The sequence below is a fragment of the Roseisolibacter sp. H3M3-2 genome (assembly GCF_029211165.1).
GTDB lineage: Bacteria > Gemmatimonadota > Gemmatimonadetes > Gemmatimonadales > Gemmatimonadaceae > Roseisolibacter.
In genome coordinates, this window is record NZ_JARGEK010000505.1 from 1 (window position 1) to 2,733 (window position 2,733).

1 protein-coding gene and 2 pseudogenes are annotated in these 2,733 nt (G+C 78.9%); all 3 read left to right on the top strand.

Annotated elements, in window-relative coordinates; genetic code table 11:
• Nucleotides 1-1,124 (top strand): annotated as a pseudogene (locus PYV61_RS23690) (hypothetical protein); the annotation flags it as partial.
• 16 nt (nucleotides 1,125-1,140) lie between these two features.
• Nucleotides 1,141-2,157: a lysylphosphatidylglycerol synthase transmembrane domain-containing protein gene (locus PYV61_RS23695; protein WP_275836344.1), complete on the top strand. Its 1,017-nt coding sequence runs from the start codon at nucleotides 1,141-1,143 to the stop codon at nucleotides 2,155-2,157.
• Nucleotides 2,154-2,733, top strand: a pseudogene (locus PYV61_RS23700) (4-(cytidine 5'-diphospho)-2-C-methyl-D-erythritol kinase); the annotation flags it as partial. The gene PYV61_RS23695 and the pseudogene PYV61_RS23700, both read left to right, overlap by 4 nt.

A 2,733-nucleotide genomic window follows, 5' to 3' on the forward strand; every position in this document is an offset into this window, starting at 1 on the left:
CGCGGCAGCCGGACCTGGCGTCGCTGGCCGAGGCGCTGGGGCGCGTGGGCGGGGCGATCCAGCAGGGGCGGCTCTCGTGGAACGCCGGCGCGGGCGCGGCGCTCGCCGCCGCCGGCCAGGCGTTCCGCCGCCTGCTGCGCGCCGCCCGCGCCTGGACCGCGTCCGACGCCGCCGACGCGCTCGCCCGCGCCGAGCGGCTGCAGACCCTGCTCGGGAACGCCCCCGCGGCGGCCGGGGGCACCGGCGCGCACGCGATCGTGCCGATCCGCGCGCTCGCCCCCGACGACGGCGTGGACCACGTGGTGCACCGCGCCCCCTCCCCGCCGATCACCGCCGACCAGCGCTTCCGCCAGGCGGCGGTGCCGCTCGCCTCGGCGCTGCGGCGCGCGCTCGGCGAGGCGCTGCGGCTGCCGGCGCGCGCCGACGCGGCGCGGCTGACGCTCGGCGAGGACCTGCGGGCGGAGCTGCGCGACCAGCGCGACCTGGCCGAGAGCTACGACGTCCGCCCCGTGGTCAACTTCTGCGTGGCGCGCGAGGCCCCGCTGGCGGCGCTCGACGAGCGCGCGCTGGACACGGTGGACGGCGCGGCGGCGGCGCTGATCGAGAGCGCGGGCGCCACGTGGGCGCGGTCGACCCCCGGCGGCGCGATGGCGGCGGTCCCCACCGGGCGCGGCCCGACGCCGGTCCGTCCGCAGCCCGCGGTCGCGCAGGCGGCGGTCGCGCCGCAGGCGGCGCCCGTGACCGCGGCGACACCTGCGACACCGGCGGTGTCGGCCCCCGCCACGCCCGCGCGGCCGACGCCGGCCGCCGCGGGCGACGCGGTACGCCCCGCCTCGGGCGCGGCGCTGCTGGTGCTACTAGAGAGCGGGATCACCGGCATGGCCTCGATGTCGGCGACGCTGGCCGACGAGCCGCCGGCCGCAGCCACGCGCGCCGCGACGCCCCCCGCGGCCGCGGAGCCGGCCGGCGACGTCGTGCCGGTCGAGCAGCTGCTGTACCGCGGGCGCGCCGCGCTGGCCCGGGCGCGCGAGGTGCGCGACCAGCTGCGCGCCAGCCCGCCGCCCCCCGACGCGGCGCTGCTCGACGAGCTCTTCGACCTCCTCGACCTGGTCGCGGTCGACTGACCGCGCGGACGATCCGATGCGATTCGATTGGCGGAGCGCGCTCGGCCTCGCGCTGAGCGCGCTCCTGTTGTGGTGGACGCTGCGCGGCGAGCCGCTCGGCGAGGTGTGGGCGGCCGTCGCGCGCTCGAACTGGGCGCTGCTGCTCTTCGCGACGGCGCTGGGGACGACGATCTTCCCGATCCGCGCGCGCAAGTGGCGCACGATCCTCGAGCCCGCGGCCGGCGTGCTCCCGTTCGGGCCGCTGTGGCGCGCGACCGCGATCGGGATGATGGTGAACAACGTCGTCCCCGCGCGCGCCGGCGAGCTGGCGCGCGCGTTCGCGCTGACGCGCGAGGTCCCGCGCGTCGGCTTCCCGGCGTCGCTGGCGTCGCTGGCGGTCGACCGCGTGTTCGACGCGATCGTGCTGCTCCTGCTGATGTTCGGCGCGCTGCTCGACCCCGCGTTCCCCCCCGGCGTGCGGGTGTGGGGGCAGTCGGTGCCGATGCTCGCCCGCGGCGGGGCGCTGATGGTCGTGGTGCTGCTGGTCGGCCTGTACGTCTTCATCGCCGTGCCGCACCTGTTCGAGGCCGCGTTCCGCGCGGTCGCGCGGCGCGTGCTGCCGCGCGTCGAGGAGGCGGGCGCCCGCGCGGTGCGCACCTTCGCCGACGGCCTCGGCGCGCTGCGCCACCCGGGGCGCTTCGCCGCGGTGTTCGGGTGGACGCTGGTGCACTGGCTCGTGCACGCGCTCGCGCTCTGGCTGGGCTTCGTCGCCATCGGGATCGACGTCCCGTTCTCAGCCGCCCTCTTCCTGCAGGGGATCCTCGGGATCGCCGTCGCCATCCCGTCGTCGCCCGGCTTCTTCGGCGTGTTCGAGGGGGCGGCGACGGTGGGGCTGGCGGTCTACGGCGTCGACCGGACGCTCGCGGTGAGCTGGGCGCTCGCCTACCACCTGCTGTCGTTCATCCCGATCACGGTGATGGGCGCGGTCTACTTCGCGCGCCTCGGCGTGAAGCTGCGCGACGTGGCCGCGGCGCCCGCCGCGCCGGCGGCGTGAGCGCACGCCCGTCGGTGCGCGAGGCGCGCGTCGTCGCGCAGGCGAAGGTCAACCTCTTCCTCCGCGTCCTCGCCCGCGAGGACAGCGGCTACCACCAGCTGGAGACGCTGTTCCAGCGGCTGGAGCTGGGGGACGACGTGACGGTGCGCGTCGGCGTGCGCGGGCGGTCGCTCGACTGCGGCGGCGCCGACCTCGGCCCGGTCGAGCGTAACCTCGCGTGGCGCGCGGCCGAGGCGTACCGCGCGGCCACCGGCTGGCCGGACGGCCACGCGATCGAGATCCGGAAGCGGATCCCGGTCGGCGGGGGGCTCGGCGGCGGGAGCGCGGACGCCGGCGCCGTGCTGCGCGCGCTCGGCGCGCTGGCGGCGACGCCGCTGGCCGCCGACGGGCTGCTCGGGCTCGCGGCGCCGCTCGGGGCCGACGTCCCCTTCCTCACCGCCGAGGCGCCGCTGGCGCTGGCGTGGGGGCGCGGCGAGCGGATGCTCGCGCTGCCGCCCCTCCCCGCGCGGCCGGTGTGGCTGGCGCTGTCGGACGCGGGGGTGCCGACGGCCTGGGCGTTCGGCGCGCTGGCCGCGG